Origin of the sequence: Providencia sp. PROV003 (genome assembly GCF_045040775.1) — a bacterium.
Taxonomy (GTDB): Bacteria; Pseudomonadota; Gammaproteobacteria; order Enterobacterales; family Enterobacteriaceae; genus Providencia; species Providencia huashanensis.
On the sequence record NZ_CP096369.1, the window covers coordinates 3,723,619 to 3,741,430 of the forward strand.

Genomic DNA, 17,812 nt, shown 5'->3' on the forward strand with positions numbered 1-17,812 from the left:
AAGGAGAATATATGTACAATACAATTTTAGTTCCGATCGATGTAACCGAAGACGCACTCACCAACCTATTAGTACCCCATGTTAATTCGCTACAGAAATTAAATAATGCGACGGTACACTTTCTTGCTGTAACTGCACCAATCTCTAACTATTTACGTTATGGTGGCACCATTTTACCAGGTGATTTTCCAGATGATGCAAAACAAGCTGAGCTTACCCTTGCTGAATTGAAAGAAAAAATTAAATTGTTCTCGGTTCCTGCAGATAAAGTGCATGCAAAAGCGACTATTGGCTCTGTTAAAGATGAAATTATTGCCGTTGCTGAAGATATCAACGCTGATATTATTTTACTCGGCTCACGTCGTCCGAGTATGTCAACCTACTTATTAGGCTCTAATGCCGCATCTGTAGTGCGTTATGCTAAGACAAGCGTATTAGTCGTCCGATAATAAAGACTAATAATATATATATAGCTAGGTCAGCTCATTTTACAAATGAAAAGTTTAGCTTTAATGATTGTTACAAAAAACAATAAAGGCATACACTTTATCAGACTATTTAAGACCTATTTAGGGTACATTAAAGGCTCATAAACATTTTCGTGATTTTTTTTCACTCCCTGCTTTTATAGCAGGGATTTTTTTATGTCATTTACTTAGCTTTTATTTAAGCGAAAACGCTTGAAGGGTACCCCATCAAAATCTACGAGTGCCTCTTCAACAAAACCATAGCGCAAAATTGCTGATAATTTCAAGCGAGTTAAAGGTAAGTGGATCGTTACAGAGTCAACATTAAGTGACGTAAATGCTTTATTTATCATGCGCTCCACCAAGCATTTCCCTGCTCCCCAGAAATCAGGATGTAACACTAAAGCCAAATCCGCATCACCGGCTTCATTTTGTAAACCACCCCACCCTGCAAATTGCTCATCAATCATGATTGCCCACACACCATAGCCATGTTGACCCCAATGTTGCTCTTTGCCAGCAACCCAATCGCGACAAAATGCCTCATCAAATTGGTTATTACCCAGTGGCATATGTTTTAAAACTAATGGATGGGTATTCAATGCAATAATATCTGCGGTGCAGATTTGACTTAACTTACGAAACTCTATCAACATAGTTACCTAGTTATTACTCATATTATACAGTCAGCGAAAAATTGATTAGCGGTTTTGAACATAATTTAAATATCATATTAAAACAATAGCCCACTCAATAGAATGGGCTATTAGCATAGCAATTAACCCATTATTGCTCTAGTGCCATTGCCATGACTTTTTGGAAGTCTTCCCATGAGCAATATCCATTTTTATCAATAGGGCAACCTTTTAGCTCCAACGTGACATGTTGTGGTGGTGTTTGCAGAGACAAGTAAGCATTATCTCTTAGTTGATCAGCCGTTTGATAAACATATTCTACTTTCATAAAATCTTTATTAGCCTGTTTATCAGTCCAACGCTGAAAGACTAATTTCCCACCAATCGGCGTATGTTCATACTGCTGAGGTAATTGATAAGGTTTAAAATCCATCGCTGACATCAACGACGCAATATTTGAATCGTGGCCGACTAAGAAAATAAATTTTGCAGTTTCGCCCTTATCAACTGACACAAAACCTTTATCAATGTAATTTAATATTGGGTGTGCAACATTCTTAGCAATCAATTTTGGTGTAAACAGCGTCTCTTGATAAGCATTTTTTAATGTGTTTAATTTTTGCCATTTTTCTGGCGAATTGACCATGCCCCAAGCGACTTCATCAGCAGGGAAACCTTCATAATATTGCAGGTCGATAGCATCTACAGCTGAATTGGCCATTTTTAATGGACCGCTAACCCCAGGCTCTTTATTTTCTTCAATAATAAAACTATTTTTCTGGCTATTTAAATTACATAATTTATCCGTTTTACATTTCTGGGAATCTTTAATGTTCAAAACGGTATCAAGCTCTTCATAGCCGGCTTTCAGCGATAAACCATTTAAATAATCATCCATTGCTGAGAGTGCTTTTTGTTTGAACTCTGGGCTTCCGTTGGTAATAATAGGGTTAAATACGGGGTCCATTTTACCAATTTCAGGTTGGTGGTGGATATTCACTTTACAACCGGGGAAAGCACCCGCAGCGAAAAATTGGGCTGTCGCTATGGTTCTTTGTAGGCTGTTAGTATAAAGGTAAATATCCTCACTGCTGGTTGGGCATAGCTCATCCGCTAATAATTTGTTTTGGTCTATCCATTCCCGAAAATAATGCCCCATATACACTTCTAAAGCCCCACCTTTGGTGGTGAGATAACCACTATGTGCATCCCAAGCAGGCCATTTTTTATCGGTAATCTCAGTAAGAACGCCTGTGTTAACAATTGGTGTTCGTAAGTTATGACGACTAAGCACTAAAACTTGGTCTAAAACCATATCAGTTTGGTTGTCTGTATTGGCTAGCGCTGGCGCGATAGGTGTGAATAATGCAGCAGATAAACAGAATGTTAGCAATTTATATTTCATTAAATATACCCCTAAGATCCAATCAAAAAAATGAAAAAGTACCCTATAAAAAAGTCAGACGCCCAGACTTCACGCCCAATATTACGACTCATCTAATAATGAATTAGTTAGCTTTTTTTTCTGCGATAAATATCTCAAAAACAACCTTAACCAAAATTAAAAAGGTCATTGACATACCATATTGGATAATTAAGATCACCCCATAAACATAAGGAGTAAATATAATGATAGTCCAAACCGCCACACGTGCACACGATAATGAAATTATTCGTGTTTGGGAGTCATCTGTTAGAGCCACACATCACTTTTTACCCGAAGAAAAAATTGCTGAATTAAAAGTGGCAATTAAAGACATTTACTTACCTAATTTAGCTGTATTTGTCACATTTGATGACCTAGGCAATATGATTGGTTTTCTGGGCTGTGATGAGCATCGTCTCGAAATGCTGTTTATTTCGCCAGAAAACAGAGGCCAAGGTACGGGGAAAAAGCTACTGCAATATGCAATTGACACTCTGGGTATTACAGAGCTAGACGTTAACGAACAAAACCCTCAAGCCATTGGTTTTTATCAGCATATGGGTTTTACACAATACGCTCGTTCTGAATTAGATGGAGAGGGAAACCCATATCCTATTCTACATATGCGCCTTAACCCTGTGGCACAATAACCATGAAAATTATTGAGTTAGAAACCCCTCGCTTACTCCTAAGAATGTGGCAAGAAAAAGATAAACTGCCATTTACACTGATGAACAGCCACCCAGAGGTGATGCGTTATTTCCCTTCAGTGCTAAGCGAGCAGCAAAGTACCGAAATGCTGGCCACAATCATCGATAAGTTTTCCCAACAAGGGGGCTGGGGGTTATGGGCTGTTGAATTGAAGTCTACCAATGAATTCATTGGGTTTATTGGTTTAAACACCCCGGCTAAAACATTGCCTTTTTCTCCCTGTATTGAGATAGGCTGGCGTTTATTACCTGAATTCTGGCATCAAGGCTTGGCAACTGAAGGGGCAAAAGCGGTGATCCAATTAGCTTTCGAACAATTACAGATTGCCGAACTAGTTGCATTTACTGCGGTACCTAATACACCATCAGAATTGGTAATGAAAAGACTAGGCATGATAAAACAACCAAATAATTTTTATCACCCAGCCTTACCTGATGGCCATTGGCTACAAGAACATGTACTTTACCGCATAACAGCTCACGATTGATTACTGGCAAATATCAACCCATGATGCTTTGACAAGTTCTAACAGACGAGTTGGTGAAATACGTATAGCACTATTCACTGACCCTGCAGCGGGTAGCACTTCGCTATATTGTTGTAGTGAAATATCACAGTAAATAACTAGGTCTCGGGGCAAGCCAAACGGGCAAACACCGCCAACCGGATGGCTTGTGGAGTCTACAACCTCATCCGCTCGTAACATTCTCGCTTTTGCCCCCAATACTTGTTTTACTTTTTGGTTATCAAGCCGCGCTTCCCCTGCACACACGACTAAAACGACCTCATTTTTAAGTTTAAGTGACAGTGTTTTTGCGATTTGGTTTGCTTCAACATTATGTACTATTGCCGCTTGTTGCACTGTTGCTGTTGGGGTGTCAGTTTCTATAATGTCAATATCGGGGGCATGTTGCGCTAAAAATGCCCTAACAGATTGTATACTCATATATTTTCTCGTTATCATTGGTGGCAAGTCACTTTGTCATATGACGATTTTTACCTTACTAAAATTTTGCCATCTTGCAACCTAATGGTTTTACATGAATTTAATTTTAACTATAAATAACATGGTAAAACCAATAAAAAAGCCACCACAATGTATAAACAAAGTGATGGCTTGATGTGACTTAATCTAACAATAAATTACTTTTTGCCTTCAGCTTCAGCTTTGGCTTCTTTCGCCTCAACATCACGATACCAGCGAGGGTGGTGTTTTCTCGCCCAGCGGCGGCTAACCTTACCTTCTATCATGCCATTAATTGAGCCTTTCACCCAAAATGCCATATACATATGGATTAGAATCGCGTGGATTAGAATAATAGCGGAAAGTGCGTGGATCAAAATACTCCAACGAACCATCCACATAGGAAATAGATGAGCAAAATAAGGACGCCACATGATAATCCCAGTGATCAGTAGTACGAAAATCATACTCATGATACTCCAGAACATCATTTTTTGCCCCGCATTATACTTACCTACATCCGCCACCTCATGTTCATTACCTTTGAGAACTTCAACAATATTTTTAATCCATGGAAGGTCTTTCTTATCCGGAATATTGTGTTTCACAAAACGAACAAACATGAACATCAATACGACGAATATCAGTACACCAAAGAATGGGTGTAAAATTCTTCCCATTTGTGGAGTACCAAAGGTTTCCGTCAACCATTTCAGTGTTGGGAAAAATAAGGCGATACCAGACAAAGCAACCAAAAAGAAGCTGATGACAACAGTCCAGTGACAGGCGCGGTCAATAAACTTTGTCCGCACAATCATTTTGCTTTTTTTACTCATGGTCATCTTTCTCCTCATCATCACTCACTTCTTTGTTCGGTCCAATTCCCACATAGTGGAAAATTAACCCTGCAAAGGTGGCTATAAAGCCCGCAACAGAAAGTGGTTTCAAGACGCTCTGCCACAGATTGATTGGAGTATCAATTTGTGGGTCTTTCGGTAAGTCATGATAAAGTTGCGGTTTATCAGCATGATGAAGAACATAAACAACGTGAGTTCCCCCCACGCCTTCAGGATCGTAAATCCCCGCTTGCGCATATCCTCGATTTTTTAATTTCGTGACACGCTCTTCGCCGTATTCCAGCATTTCCCTCTTCGTACCAAAGCGAATAGCACCTGTTGGGCAAGTTTTCACACAAGCGGGTTCTTGACCGACAGAAACTCTATCAACACATAAAGTACATTTATACACACGATTATCTTTAGGATTTAAGCGTGGTACATTAAAAGGACAACCCGCAATACAATAGCCACAACCAATACAGTGCTCCGATTGGAAATCAACAATCCCATTTGAATACTGAATGATCGCTCCCGCAGATGGGCACGATTTTAGGCAACCCGGGTCTGCACAGTGCATACAACCATCTTTACGGATTAGCCATTCCAGCTTACCGTTTTCGCTTGTTTCACTAAAACGCATCACCGTCCACGATTTTGCACTAAGATCGGTTGGGTTATCATAAACCCCAACGCAATGCCCGACTTCATCGCGAATATCATTCCATTCAGAACATGCCACCTGACAAGCTTTACAGCCTATACAGGATGACACATCAATGAGCTTACAAACTTCAAATTTATCGTCACGCGCCTGTGGTGGAGGCGTAATACTATTGGTCGCGGAACGCTTAATAATGTCTTGAGATTGCATGGACATAGTTCCCTCCCTTACGCCTTCTCAATGTTAACTAAAAACGCTTTATACTCAGGTGTTTGAGAGTTAGCGTCCCCCACAGATGGCGTCAACGTATTGGTGATAAAACCTTTTTGCGTAGCCCCTTCAAAACCCCAGTGAATAGGTAACCCAACGGTTTCAATTGGTTTACCGTCCACCATCAGGGTTTGTAATCTCGGCGTTACCACCGCAACGGCTTTGATAAAACCACGTTTACTACTGACTTTGACCTTATCGCCTAACGCAATTCCTTTGGCTTTCGCTAATGTTTCGCTGATTTCAACAAATTGCTCTGGCTGAGCAATCGCATTCAAGCGAGCATGCTTAGTCCATGTGTGGAAGTGCTCTGTTAAACGATAAGTGGTGCCGACATAAGGGAAATCTTTGTGGTCGCCAAGACGTTTTTTGTCCTCATCAAAGATCCGTGCCGCAGGGTTAGAAACCACATTCGGGTGTAATGGGTTAGTACCAAGAGGCGTTTCAAAAGGCTCATAGTGCTCAGGGAATGGCCCTTCTGCCATCTTATCGATAGCAAATAAACGCCCTAACCCTTCTGGTTGCATAATGAATGGACCTGTTCCGACTTCTGGTGCAGATGCATTAAAGTCAGGAATATCATTACCGACCCATTTTTTGCCATTCCATTCAATTAGCACACGGTCTTTATTCCACGGCTTACCTTTAGTATCACAAGATGCTCGGTTATAAATAACGCGACGATTCAACGGCCACGCCCATGCCCAACCTAATGTGTTACCAATGCCAGACGGGTCACTATTGTCGCGATTCGCCATCTGGTTGCCTTTTTCAGTCCAACTGCCCGTGTATATCCAGCAAGAAGATGCTGTTGTACCGTCAGCACGTAATAAGGCAAATGAGCTAAGAAGTTCACCTTTTTTCGCTTGTAAATTGCCGTCGGCATCGTACAGATCAGCCAGTGCAACTCCGTTATTTTCTTTTGCCACTTCTTCTGATTCAGGGTGGAATTGCTGTTTATAATTCCATTTCATCTGCATCAGAGGATCTTGGCCTTGACCGCCTTCTTTTTCATACAACTCACGAATTTTGTATAAAATTCCTGTCAAGATTTGGCCATCATTACGCGCTTCACCTGGAGCATCCGCTGCCTGCCAGTGCCATTGCAACCAACGACCAGAGTTCGCGATAGAGCCATCTTCTTCTGCAAAACACGTTGATGGTAGACGGAAAACTTCAGTTTGAATCGAAGCTGTATCGACATCATTCATTTCACCGTGGTTTTGCCAGAAATTAGCAGTTTCAGTGACTAACGGGTCGACAACAATCAAATATTTCAACTTACTGAGGCAGCTAACAACTTTGTTTTTATCTGGGAATGACGCTACAGGGTTAAATCCTTGACAAATATAACCCGTGACCTCATTACGGCTCATCATGTCAAAATACTTCATTACATCATAAGCTTGGTCCCATTTAGGTAACCAATCATAGCCCCATTGGTTGTCAGCTTGTGCAGAATCACCATAGAAAGACTTCATTAAACTGACGAAGAATTTCGGGTAGTTACTCCAAAAGTTAACTTGATTTGGTAAGGTTGCTTTTGGTGTATTAGCAGACAGATAGCTATCAATATTCAGGTGTTTTTCTGAAGGCAACGTCAAATAGCCGGGCAGACTGGTCGATAATAACCCTAGATCAGTTAAACCTTGAATATTTGAGTGGCCACGTAAGGCATTAACACCACCGCCAGCAACCCCCATGTTACCAAGTAGTAACTGGATCATTGCCATGGTACGAATATTTTGCGCACCAACCGTATGTTGTGTCCAACCTAAGGCGTATAAGAAAGTCCCTGCTTTATCTGAAGCACTCGTGGTTGCTAAGATTTCACAGACTTTTAAGAAATCAGCCTTTGATGTACCACAAATTTGCTCAACAATTTCAGGTGTATAGCGTGACACGTGCTTGTGAAGCAGATTCCACACACAACGAGGGTCTTGTAATGTGTCATCGCGTAACGCATGACCATTTTCATCAAATTTGTAGTTCCAGCTGGTTTTATCATAACTACGTGTATCTGCGTTATAGCCACTAAAGAGGCCATCATCAAAGTCAAAATCATCTCGAACAATTAATGACGCATTAGTATAGTTTTGAACGTATTCAGCGTTTATTTTGTTATTTTCAATCAGGTACAACAAGACGCCCGATAAGAATGTAATATCGGTACCCGAACGAATCGGAACATAATGGTCTGCCACTGATGCCGTACGCGTAAAACGCGGGTCGACCACAATCAGTGTTGCATTGTTATTATTTTTCGCTTCAATTGCCCAGCGGAACCCAACAGGGTGTGCTTCCGCAGCGTTACCGCCCATTACGACGACAACATCGGCATTTTTGATATCAACCCAGTGGTTGGTCATCGCACCGCGACCAAATGTTGGAGCAAGACTTGCTACCGTTGGTCCGTGTCAGACACGTGCTTGGTTATCAACCGCCAGCATACCTAGCGATCTCGCGAATTTTTGGGTCAACATTCCTGTTTCGTTACTTGCAGCAGATGCACAAAGCATCCCTGTTGATAACCAACGGTTTACGGTTGTTCCCTCAGCGTTTTTCTCAATGAAATTTGCATCGCGGTCATCTTTCATTAAACGGGCAATACGTGTGAAAGCATCATCCCAGCTAATGCGTTGCCATTTATCAGAGCCTGGTGCTCTATATTCAGGATAACGTAAACGATTTTCGCTCTGGATATAGTCAAGCAGGCCAGCCCCTTTAGGGCATAAAGCACCACGGTTTACAGGGTGGTCGGAGTCACCTTCCACATGGAATATCGCGGACTTAGCATTCATGGCACCATCGCCCATGCTATATATTAGTAATCCACAACCGACAGAACAGTAAGTACAAGTGTTACGCGTCTCTTTAGAGCGTAGTAATTTATATTCACGTACATTAGCTATTGCCATTCCAGGCATAAAACCTAACGCAGCTACAGTTGTACCTGCCATCCCGCCAGCGCAGATTTTAAAAAACTTTCTGCGACTAACGTTCATTGCTAACCTCTTTATATTTTTTGTATAAATCGGTGAGAGAATAGCAGCCTAATATGATTAGATATTGCCTAAAATCAATGAAAGTGAAAATAAAAGTTTAATTAATATTAACTGAGTAGTTAAACATCAATTACAAATACTACCAATAGAGTAATTATTGTTAAATTGACTTAGATCAAATGTTACTTTTTGAAATATTTTAGTTAAATACATTTCATTGGCATTTTAAAAAATACAAATAAAAATAGAAGAAAATTAATTCAGGAAATACATCACAGCTGATCAAAAACCAAATTTATTTAATTTCATGAAAAATAAAATATCACCATATAAAACTGGTGGAAAAAACATTGACAAAAATAAGCAGGAATCATTTAACATGCTTTAAAATCAATTAATTACAAAAAACCCTCAAGCTTAGTCTAGCTTTTTACAAAACCAATATTTAATTGTTCTAATATGAAACAATAATGATAAAAAATACCGAACATCACCACAGATACTTAAATAATAATAATAAACAAAAAAAATAACCGTCTTATAAATAAGCCACCAGATAAAAATAAAACTCAGTTTTACGACAACCTTATCTGTATTTTTGAGGTAACAGCACTAGGCTATCTATGGTTCTTGCAGGCTTATAGTTTAAATATGGAAAAAGTGAATTCATTGAGAACTCACTTGCGAAATAATAATGACGTTCTTTTGGGATATTACTTTATCTAAATAATAATCTGTTTTTTACTCCCAGCCGCTAATAATGATACCAGCGCCAATAAGCACAACGAAAGCCCCAACCCAGTCAGTTACCAAAAGTGCGACCCCATCGACAACTTTTAGCCATACTAACGCTGTGACAATATATATCCCACCGTAAGATGCATAAATTCGGCCACTGGCTTCTGGATGTAATGTCAATAACCAGACAAATAGCATCAAACTTAAGGCTGTAGGGATTAATAGCCAAGGCCCTCCCTGTTTTTTCATCCAGAGATAAGGGAAATAACAGCCTGCAATTTCAGCTAGTGCAGTGATAAAAAACAAACCAATAATTTTTATCGACATAAGACCCCATTCAAAATTAGCGCTACTGATTTGCCTTCTATAATAGCAACTGACTGTATGAAAAAAACACATGCTTTTAGGAGGATTTAACTAACATTAATGAGATTCGTCTCGCGATAGGTAATACAAAGAACACCGTTGGAAAGGCAATCATCCAAGAAATCCCCCAAGAGCTAACCCAAGATGGGAAAACTTCCGAAGTAAAACCTAGCGCTCTAACAGTACTAATAAGGGAAACGATCCCACTCATTACAAGGGATAAAAAGAAAGGAACTAGAAAGATCATCGCACGAGCAGGTAATTTGGGAATACCTAATACATAATTACGACTTTGATTTGGCATAAAAAACTCCAAGGTTACTGGCACACATAAGCATATAACTATTCGTGTGACCAAAAGTTATATGCGTTGGTTAACGTAAACGCTTACGAGTCTAATGACCAATCTCCGCTATTTTATAAGCAGCAAAAATTTTGTCAATTTAGCCCATCCCCTAAAAAGCATTTTACCCACTAGACTTGCACCATAGAACCAATTATTATACACCGTATAATTAATCAATGGGGAACAAATATGATTACGGGGCATGTATTTATTGCCACTAGTTTAGATGGCTACATCGCACGTAAAGATGGGCAAATAGATTGGCTTGGGTGCATTGATACTTCTAATGAGGATCATGGCTATGACCAATTTATCAATCAAATAGATGCGATTGTGATGGGAAGCGGCACCTTCGAAACACTAAGTCATATCACACCTTGGGTTTACAATCTTCCGGTTGTCGTACTTTCTTCTACATTAACCAACCAAGCCGTGCCTGAACATTTAGTGGGGAAAGTTCGTTTTAGTGATCAATCCCCTGAAAATGTGATGAAAATGCTGGAATTAGAAGGATGCCAACACGTCTATATCGATGGAGGGCAAGTGGTTCAATCATTTTTAAAAAAGGGGATGATTAGCGACCTAATTATAACTAAACTCCCCATTCTACTTGGGAGCGGGCGCCCATTATTTGGAGACCTCAATCACGATATTTTACTCAACCACCTGCATACACGCAGTTTCCCTTCCGGCTTTGTGCAATCTAAATATGAGGTTTTAAAGTGAAAGATAAAAAGCCTGGCCGCCCGCCGGCTAACCAGCAAACTATCTCTTTAGAGTTGATAGTGACTAAAGCTATTGAAATGTTAGATGATAATAAGGTTGATAACCTATCTATGCGCATGCTGGCCAAAAAGATAAACGTCAACCCGATGGCGCTCTATCATTACTTTTCAGATAAAGATGCCTTAATACAAGCTATTGCCAATAGGCTTTATCAAGATATTCAATTGCCTGACTTGCCTGACCTTTACCAACAAATCGAGTCGCTATTACTGCATTACAGGCAAAAAGTGACCCTTTATCCGCAAATCACCTTAGCTATTTTCAGTTCCCCAAATGCTTTTCCAGAACAAGCCAAAAGGATCACCGAAATACTCACCCAACAATTAATGAAACTTGGTTTATCTCAAATAGAAGCAACGAAATGGGGGCATATCCTAATAGATTATACTCATGGAGAAGCGCTATCAGTATCCCCTAAAAATCAAGCTCCCTCATTCACACCTGAAGCCATCCACACTGCTGAACTTAGTTACAGTGAGACTATTAAAATGTTACTTTTCAAGATAAATAGCAAATAATAGTGCTCCTAGGCAATTTTACTCATCAATTTCACATCTAACAGTTCGACCCTATCTTTTACCTGACTAATGAACTCGTTAAAGTGCGGTGTATTATTATGCTTATCAACGGCTTTTTGACTCTGCCATACCTCAAAGAAAACAAATGTATTAGAGTTGTCATGAAGCTGATGCAATTCATATTGAAGGCAACCTTCTTCCTGATGGCTCGACTTAACAATTGACTCTGCCGCGGCTCTAACATAAGCAACTTCGTTTTCTTTTGCTATTACCGTTGCAATGATCCTAACTTCAGACATAAAACCGCCCTATCATGAATGATAAAGTAATTAATTTATCACATAATTTCATTATTTATTCTTAAAGATAAACAATTACAAATAAAACAAAATTATATTTTATTTTATTACAGAATTTGCGTAACCTTAAAACATAACGTGATAATAGACTTAATCACGTTATATAGAATTAAAGTATAAATAAATTTAATATTAAAATAATTAAACTTCGTTCAATACTGTATTTATAAACGCCATGCGGTGTTCATTTCCTCCCTGAGTTACATAGTCACAATTCATCCATTTACTATTTTTTAAACCTACCGCTGTCATACAATGAAAAATAGCATCACTAACAGGGTCTCCCTCTTTAATAATAAATTTTGTGGCTTCTTCTGATGTCGTGACAACAGTAGTTTTGGGGATGTCTAGCAAAGGTAATAATTTTTTCTGCTGTTCGTTATAATACCAAGCAAAACCGTTAAGCATTACTTTATCAAAAAAGCCTTTTAAAATTGCAGGCATTCCCATCCACCAAACAGGAAATATGACAATAACTTGTGAGCTATTTTTCAACATTTCTTGGTATTTTCCAACTAAAGGATCAATATAGTTACCGGTGGAATAAAGTGCGAGCTCTTCTTCTGTTAACACAGGGTTAAACTTATCTCTATGCAGGTCAATTACCTGATAATCTTTCTTTTTTTCGGTTAACCCTTTCGTTATATTATCAAGTAAAAACTGGCAGAAGCTCCCTTTCCAAGGGTGTGCATATATAATTGTCACCATAAAATCTATCCTTTTATTAAAATATCAATATCTAATTTTTTATTATAACTTACTGTTAATTGGCTAAAATGACTAAGCTCAAATATATTATCTAGAATATTTAAATGTTTTTACAGTTTGAAATAATCGGTGTAGCATAACTAGACATACAGTATTCACTGGGGGTTTCATAATGAATGCGGTTCAATTAGAAATTACGCCTCAAGAAACCAATCTCTCTTTTCTATCCAATAAAATTACCTTACCTATTGGTAGCGACAGTATTAATGGGTTTAAATTTCAACACTCACCAATAACACCTTATGAAGCAGAAATAGCCATTGAATTAATTGAAAACACGGTCATTCCTGCTAGAAAGCAACTCTCTATAAATAACCCTGTTCTGATTAATAGAGATAATAAACTAAAGGCCATTTGGCAACACACTGGTAATACAGAATATTTTTTAACTACCCAGCAGATTGAAAGTGCATTTAACGAGTTGGTTAATGTCATCAATGGTAGCCCTATTAACTCAACAACTTTACCAACAGACACCTCGTTTACTGCTTTCTTAATCATTATAAGGGAACTGACACATCACTGGGAATTAGATGGCATTTACCTTAAATAAAAAAGGCGGTAAATATCATTTCTATTTACCCCCTTAATCATCTTTTGATAAATAGTTTATCAAACACTTATTTTTTCGTTGCAAGAATAATACTTGATGCTTTAATAATAGCAGTCACAGGGCTATTCACCATTAACCCCATCTCAGAGGTACTATTGTTTGTCACCACCGCAGATAACAAAGTACCTGCTTTTGTTCTTAAATTGACCACTGAATTCACACTGCCCTTTTCAATAGACTCGACACTGCCATTAAATTGGTTACGAGCAGAGAAATTATATTCATTCTCATCAGAAACAAGGACGACCCAAGGCGCTTTAATAACCGCAATTACAGGTTTCCCTTTTTCTAGACCTAGCTGTGCGGTACTATTTTTAGTAATAACCGCAGTAATGCTTTCCCCACTCGCTAAATCCAAAATAATTTCATCATTGACAGCACCAACACCAATAGATGCAACAACACCTGAAAGTTGGTTTCTTGCCGAAATAGTCATTATATATCCCCTATGAAAATGGCTGCTTTATACTCTATTCAATCTGTATGTTAATACAAATTAAACAATCATGTTCATGCCTTAATCACACTTAGCCATTAACAACAGGGTCATTTTTATCATATTCAGGGGAAGAACCATGGTCATCATGCTGAGGTCGATTTTTTATTTCTATATATTTTTTTTCACAATCGGTTAAAAATTGCAGCGAATCCGTTTTCCCTGTCTTCTGATCAATTAAAAATAAACTAATTGTTTTTTGTTTTGGGGAGAAGATCTCAATAATTTTCCCGCTATCGTGGTAATAATCACCTTTATTAACAATGACTTTAAAATCTTTAACGGTCTTTATTTGCTGTTGTTGTTGGCTTTTTTCCAGTTTATAGCCTGCATATTCACCGGCTTCAAAATCACGAATATTGAATGCGCCATTGTAAGAAAACACTTTAACTGTCGGAGCCGCAGTCGGAAAAGCAAAAAAACCATTTCTATCTCTAGAAATCTGATTAATCGATTGGTCAATATTACATTCGTAAACTAACGTTGAATTAGAAGTCTGACAGCCTGATAACACAACTAAAGCCGTGAGCAAAATTCCTACTCTTTTCATATCATCCCTTATTTCTTCAATGTGTATAATTTAGCTCAGTATAAACATTATTATCCTTAAGCTAAACATTCATATTGTAAGAATATACTGCTGAGATAAATCAAGCTCACTTTAATAGACAATTGTTCAATTGTTCAATTGTTCAGCTGTTTGATTAACCAGTAATTTATTAATGGAAAACTCAGTTACTTACGTCATTGAGCTAAAATCCAGCGGTGTTACATCAATATGATCAGAGCAGATAGCATCAACACCCTACTGTAATAATTCAGTTCACGTACAAGGGTCGCCCCGGTTTAAATTCCCTGCCCCCCACAACCATTAGTTGTTCACTCAAGAGTATCATCATGTAGAAGCACCATCACCTACGTTTTAACTTCAAATTAGTTAACACATTGAATTAACACCACCAAGATGTGCAACAATAGTTGGGTAAAACCAATTATTTATCAATATGCCCATATTTACTATTAAAAAAACAATATAGATAATACTCATGATAGTATTACCAAATTATACTGGCTTAAATGGCACAAGGTAGCAGCCAATTAGCTAATTCAAAATCTCTATTTTCAAGTAATTAGACCATATCGAAAATAGCTATATTCTGTGAATACCTCATGCCACAATCGGGGATTATCCACCATTAATACCCATATAATGATTATTATCTTGTTTAAGGATTCATACTCATAATCCTATAACTTTTGGTTAGATTTGCTGTTATTGGCATAAGGCATCCTATTATCAAGTAATTTAAAACTGAAACTGTCTCTATCAACATAACCAATAACATTTTCTGAATCATATAATTGCATAAAAAAATCAGCTAACTCATTGCTTGAATGATAAGTCCCAAAAACTTGGTCATAATCATAATGTGCTAGGTTATTGGCGACTTTGCCGAATTCTGTTTTTGTTGCGGCTGGTGCTAATAACTTGACTTTTAATTGTGCTCCCGCGTTTAATAATTCATGGGCAAGCCCTTCTGTAAAAGCGCTAACAAAAAATTTTGAGCCACAATACGTCACCGCAGTTGGTACGATAGTATATCCTCCAGCTGAACTAACATTAATGAGCTGCTTATTTTCTAAATTATGGTTATCACGGACATACATCAATGAAAGCATTGCTAATGTATTAATGTTTAAATTTAATAACGTATTTACATCTTCAAGTGATTGTTTGGCAGCTTCACCATAATAACCAATACCCGCATTATTTACCCATACATCAATGTCAAACGGGCTTAACTCGCCATAGAGTAAACTCGCATTTTCAACACTCGATAAATCACATATTTTTGTGACTATATCAATGTTTGGGTGTAACGTTTTTAGTTCCGTTTTTAACTCTTCAAGCAAAAATCCCCGCCTCGCTATTGCAATAATATTAAAGCCTCGTTTAGCAAATGCGAGTGCTATAGCTCGCCCTATTCCGGAGCTAGCTCCTGTAATAACAGCATAATGGTAATTTTTCATAATGACCTCTCATTTACAAAATGTATTGAAAGGCTAAAAGATAGAGCTTACTCTAGGTCAAGTATTTTTTTCGATAGTAGGTACATATGAATTATTCAATTAGCCAATTTTCGCAATTAACTGGCTTTAGCATTTATACGCTTAGATATTATGAAAAAGAAGGTATCTTGGCACCTTCAAGGCAAAGTAATAACCATCGATTTTACTCAGAAACTGATATTGAATGGATTAAATTTATTATTCGTTTAAAGGAAACAGGGATGCCTTTAAAAAAAATTAAAGAATACGCGAAATTAAGGGAGATAGGCGCATCCACAACGTTAGATAGAATGAATTTACTCACAGAACATTATACGAGTCTAGAACAACAGATACTAATATTGAATGACCACCTAGATAGTTTAAATAATAAAATTAAGTACTATCAAGAACAGTTAAAGTAATCAGTTCCATGATTGAATAAAAATTCGAAACTTACTCAATATGATAGTGCTTTTAAATTAAACATCTATCCACTCAATTAGGAAACATAAATACCGTTCAAGGCATTAATGGGGACGGTGTTGGGCTGCGATCATCATTAAATACTTGGCCAAAACGAGGATGACCTTGGTTCCACGCCTCAACAGCCTCGATAATTTCAGCTTTAGTACGCCCAATAAAATTCCACCACATTAATATAGTTTCATTTAAAGGTTCGCCCCCAAGTAATAAGATGTGGCTATTTGAAGCAAACCGCACAACAACTTCAGAATTGTTTTTGCCTAAATACACTAATTGATTCGTACCTACGTGTTGCCCATCAACAATCACAGCTCCTTCAATAACAAAAATACCGTATTCAAATTCAGACTGTAACGTTAAGCTATGTTCAACACTTTTTTGAGCAATAATATCGACCCCAACTAAAGGAGAAAAGCTCAACGTCGGCGCTTTATAAGCCCCGTATTCACCCACTAACAAGTGGAATTGGGTTTGCCCTTCAAGCCAATTCGGTAAAATAGGATAATGATCAAAACGAGGTATTGTATCTTTAACGGCTTCCGGCAATGCTATCCATAACTGCACTGCATGGAGTTTATGGTTTGCTCCATAAGTGTCTTCTGAATGGCTGATCCCATATCCTGCTGTCATTAAATTAACTTGCCGCGGCCGAATAACTTGCTCATAACCTAAGCTATCGCGGTGTAATACTTCCCCTTCTATCATCCAAGTGAAAGTTTGTAAGCCAGTATGAGGATGAGGAGCCACCTTCATTCCTTCGGAATTCCCTTTAAAAACAGTAGGACCTGCATGATCAAGAAAACACCATGCGCCAATTAACCTACGTTCTCTTGTAGGTAAAACCCGAGCGACAGGGATGCCCCCAACATCTTTGGAACGTGCTGTAATCAACTGCAATTCTGTTTTCTTATCATTGGATTCAATAGTCATGACTACCTCATCGGTCATTAAAGAATATTATTGTCGAATATCATTATATTCAGGAGTTCTATCAAATATCGCTTTCGCAAACGGGCACAGCGGGATAACTTTGCGCCTTTCTTTTCTCATACGCTCTACGACTTTAGCAACAAGCAATTTTGCGATCCCCTGTCCTTTTAAGCTTTCATCAACCAATGTGTGATCAATAATCGCTAATTCGTCTCCTGTATATACAAAGGTTATCTCTGCGAGACGAGTTTGCTTATCATCAGATAAAATAAAAAAGCTGTTGTGGTCAGATTGGATATTCATCATAAATAGCTCTTCTTAAAAACCTAACGTTAATCCAGAGTAAGCGACATAACCTGAAAAGACAACTGCCCACCTT

Annotated in this window: 22 protein-coding genes; 7 read left to right on the plus strand and 15 right to left on the minus strand. The window is 38.2% G+C overall.

What is annotated here, in order from left to right; genetic code table 11:
• Positions 1-11: 11 nt before the first annotated feature.
• A complete protein-coding gene (locus M1F14_RS17240; RefSeq protein WP_181469192.1) occupies positions 12-449 on the plus strand; it encodes a universal stress protein in 438 nt (145 codons plus the stop codon).
• Positions 450-655: 206 nt separating this feature from the next.
• On the opposite strand, the gene M1F14_RS17245 is transcribed toward M1F14_RS17240, so the two are convergent.
• Together M1F14_RS17245 and agp are read right to left on the minus strand one after the other, a co-directional pair.
• The gene (locus M1F14_RS17245) at positions 656-1,123 is read right to left on the minus strand and encodes a GNAT family N-acetyltransferase (RefSeq protein WP_042847989.1); all 468 of its coding nucleotides are present in this window, start codon (positions 1,121-1,123) and stop codon (positions 656-658) included.
• A 130-nt stretch (positions 1,124-1,253) separates the two neighbouring features.
• The gene (gene agp, locus M1F14_RS17250; protein WP_042847990.1) at positions 1,254-2,507 is read right to left on the minus strand and encodes a bifunctional glucose-1-phosphatase/inositol phosphatase; all 1,254 of its coding nucleotides are present in this window, start codon (positions 2,505-2,507) and stop codon (positions 1,254-1,256) included.
• 224 nt (positions 2,508-2,731) lie between these two features.
• On the opposite strand from agp, the gene M1F14_RS17255 reads away from it, so the two are divergent.
• Positions 2,732-3,178: a GNAT family N-acetyltransferase gene (locus M1F14_RS17255; RefSeq protein ID WP_042847992.1), complete on the plus strand. Its 447-nt coding sequence runs from the start codon at positions 2,732-2,734 to the stop codon at positions 3,176-3,178.
• A 2-nt stretch (positions 3,179-3,180) separates the two neighbouring features.
• Positions 3,181-3,726: a GNAT family N-acetyltransferase gene (locus M1F14_RS17260; RefSeq protein ID WP_080750926.1), complete on the plus strand. Its 546-nt coding sequence runs from the start codon at positions 3,181-3,183 to the stop codon at positions 3,724-3,726.
• On the opposite strand, the gene M1F14_RS17265 is transcribed toward M1F14_RS17260, so the two are convergent.
• The 6 genes from M1F14_RS17265 to M1F14_RS17290 all read right to left on the minus strand — a co-directional run bounded on the left by M1F14_RS17265 (position 3,727) and on the right by M1F14_RS17290 (position 10,386).
• On the minus strand, positions 3,727-4,185 hold the full coding sequence (locus tag M1F14_RS17265) for a YbaK/EbsC family protein (RefSeq protein ID WP_042847995.1): 459 nt from the start codon (positions 4,183-4,185) through the stop codon (positions 3,727-3,729).
• Positions 4,186-4,382: 197 nt separating this feature from the next.
• Entirely contained in the window at positions 4,383-5,039 is a 657-nt protein-coding gene (gene fdnI / locus M1F14_RS17270) for a formate dehydrogenase-N subunit gamma (RefSeq protein ID WP_042848077.1), read from the minus strand.
• Complete coding sequence (gene fdxH / locus M1F14_RS17275) at positions 5,032-5,919, minus strand: formate dehydrogenase subunit beta (RefSeq protein WP_164975524.1); 888 nt, start codon at positions 5,917-5,919, stop codon at positions 5,032-5,034. The genes fdnI and fdxH overlap by 8 nt, the downstream gene beginning before the upstream one ends.
• An 11-nt stretch (positions 5,920-5,930) precedes the next feature.
• Complete coding sequence (fdnG, locus tag M1F14_RS17280) at positions 5,931-8,978, minus strand: formate dehydrogenase-N subunit alpha (protein WP_181469191.1); 3,048 nt, start codon at positions 8,976-8,978, stop codon at positions 5,931-5,933.
• Between the two features lie 741 nt (positions 8,979-9,719).
• Positions 9,720-10,043 (minus strand): YnfA family protein, encoded by a 324-nt coding sequence (locus tag M1F14_RS17285; RefSeq protein WP_048606649.1) that lies wholly within the window; start codon positions 10,041-10,043, stop codon positions 9,720-9,722.
• Positions 10,044-10,119: 76 nt separating this feature from the next.
• Positions 10,120-10,386 carry a DUF2798 domain-containing protein gene (locus M1F14_RS17290; protein ID WP_042848005.1) on the minus strand — a complete coding sequence of 89 codons (267 nt, stop codon included), beginning with the start codon at positions 10,384-10,386 and terminating at the stop codon, positions 10,120-10,122.
• Between the two features lie 231 nt (positions 10,387-10,617).
• On the opposite strand from M1F14_RS17290, the gene M1F14_RS17295 reads away from it, so the two are divergent.
• Positions 10,618-11,154: a dihydrofolate reductase family protein gene (locus tag M1F14_RS17295; protein WP_181469190.1), complete on the plus strand. Its 537-nt coding sequence runs from the start codon at positions 10,618-10,620 to the stop codon at positions 11,152-11,154.
• Positions 11,151-11,732: a TetR/AcrR family transcriptional regulator gene (locus tag M1F14_RS17300; protein ID WP_052219432.1), complete on the plus strand. Its 582-nt coding sequence runs from the start codon at positions 11,151-11,153 to the stop codon at positions 11,730-11,732. The genes M1F14_RS17295 and M1F14_RS17300 overlap by 4 nt, the downstream gene beginning before the upstream one ends.
• Before the next feature lie 8 nt (positions 11,733-11,740).
• Here the strand turns inward: M1F14_RS17300 and M1F14_RS17305 are convergent, their stop codons facing one another.
• Positions 11,741-12,031: a putative quinol monooxygenase gene (locus M1F14_RS17305; protein WP_042848009.1), complete on the minus strand. Its 291-nt coding sequence runs from the start codon at positions 12,029-12,031 to the stop codon at positions 11,741-11,743.
• Positions 12,032-12,232: 201 nt separating this feature from the next.
• Positions 12,233-12,799, minus strand: a complete 567-nt coding sequence (locus tag M1F14_RS17310; RefSeq protein ID WP_048606646.1) for an NAD(P)H-dependent oxidoreductase — start codon at positions 12,797-12,799, stop codon at positions 12,233-12,235.
• Between the two features lie 172 nt (positions 12,800-12,971).
• On the opposite strand from M1F14_RS17310, the gene M1F14_RS17315 reads away from it, so the two are divergent.
• Positions 12,972-13,412 (plus strand): hypothetical protein, encoded by a 441-nt coding sequence (locus tag M1F14_RS17315; RefSeq protein WP_208292081.1) that lies wholly within the window; start codon positions 12,972-12,974, stop codon positions 13,410-13,412.
• 67 nt (positions 13,413-13,479) lie between these two features.
• Here M1F14_RS17315 and M1F14_RS17320 read toward each other — a convergent pair whose 3' ends face one another.
• The 3 genes from M1F14_RS17320 to M1F14_RS17330 all read right to left on the minus strand — a co-directional run bounded on the left by M1F14_RS17320 (position 13,480) and on the right by M1F14_RS17330 (position 15,999).
• Positions 13,480-13,908: a molybdopterin-binding protein gene (locus M1F14_RS17320; RefSeq protein ID WP_042848014.1), complete on the minus strand. Its 429-nt coding sequence runs from the start codon at positions 13,906-13,908 to the stop codon at positions 13,480-13,482.
• Between the two features lie 91 nt (positions 13,909-13,999).
• The gene (locus tag M1F14_RS17325; RefSeq protein WP_042848016.1) at positions 14,000-14,518 is read right to left on the minus strand and encodes a hypothetical protein; all 519 of its coding nucleotides are present in this window, start codon (positions 14,516-14,518) and stop codon (positions 14,000-14,002) included.
• A 698-nt stretch (positions 14,519-15,216) separates the two neighbouring features.
• Complete coding sequence (locus M1F14_RS17330; RefSeq protein ID WP_042848018.1) at positions 15,217-15,999, minus strand: SDR family oxidoreductase; 783 nt, start codon at positions 15,997-15,999, stop codon at positions 15,217-15,219.
• A gap of 86 nt (positions 16,000-16,085) precedes the next feature.
• On the opposite strand from M1F14_RS17330, the gene M1F14_RS17335 reads away from it, so the two are divergent.
• Positions 16,086-16,442, plus strand: coding sequence for a MerR family transcriptional regulator (locus M1F14_RS17335; protein WP_042848020.1), 357 nt, complete (start codon positions 16,086-16,088; stop codon positions 16,440-16,442).
• A 97-nt stretch (positions 16,443-16,539) separates the two neighbouring features.
• On the opposite strand, the gene M1F14_RS17340 is transcribed toward M1F14_RS17335, so the two are convergent.
• Both M1F14_RS17340 and M1F14_RS17345 read right to left on the minus strand, forming a co-directional pair.
• Positions 16,540-17,433, minus strand: a complete 894-nt coding sequence (locus M1F14_RS17340) for a pirin family protein (protein ID WP_042848022.1) — start codon at positions 17,431-17,433, stop codon at positions 16,540-16,542.
• Between the two features lie 27 nt (positions 17,434-17,460).
• Positions 17,461-17,736, minus strand: coding sequence for a GNAT family N-acetyltransferase (locus M1F14_RS17345; protein WP_042848080.1), 276 nt, complete (start codon positions 17,734-17,736; stop codon positions 17,461-17,463).
• Positions 17,737-17,812: the final 76 nt, after the last annotated feature.